The 608-nt window shown below is 73.8% G+C and carries 1 pseudogene; it reads left to right on the top strand.

From position 1 onward, the window contains the following. Positions 1-105: 105 nt before the first annotated feature. Positions 106-608: pseudogene (locus HV824_RS36015) on the top strand (hypothetical protein); the annotation flags it as partial.

The raw sequence follows: 608 nt of genomic DNA, 5'->3' as shown, positions 1-608 counted from the left end.
GGGCGGCCTCCCACCACACGCGCTCCGCCCTGGCGGGTTTCACCCGAAGCACGAGCGGTGATTCCCGACCTTGCGAGGAGGTCCGGTCGGGGGGAAAGTGTTTGGGTGTGGATCTCCCTCCTCGCCGCGCTCACCCTGGCCACCCAGGCGCCCGCCGCGGCTCCTCCCCCGCCGCCCCTGTCCATCCTGGTCGCGCCGCCTGACGCGGCGGGAGCGCCCTCCCACGTCGTCGAGTTCGCCCAGGAGCACGTGGCCGAGCAGCTCCGGGCCCGTGGGCTGGTGGTGGTCCGTATCGAGGACATCACCCGCAAGCTGTCCGCGTCCAAGCGCCGCCCGCTGCTGCGCTGCAACCGCACGGCGGCCTCCTGCATCCGCTCCCTGGGCGCCGCGGGGAAGACGGAGCTCGTCCTGGTGACGGAGCTGGGCCAGCTGCTCAGCGGCTACCGCACGGGCGCGCGCATCTACACCGCCAATGACGGCGCGCTCGTCACCGAGCACCTCGTCCCCGGCGTGAGCGAGGACCAGCTCCTGGACTCGCTCACCCAGTCGCTCGACGCGGTATTGCCCGTGGCGCAGACGGCCCTGCGCGGCCCGCCGCCAGCGCCGCC

It is taken from the genome of Myxococcus sp. AM009, from assembly GCF_013372605.1.
Classification (GTDB): domain Bacteria; phylum Myxococcota; class Myxococcia; order Myxococcales; family Myxococcaceae; genus Myxococcus; species Myxococcus vastator.
Note: the sequence above shows the minus strand (reverse complement) of the source record. Positions and strands in the feature narration are given on the sequence as shown.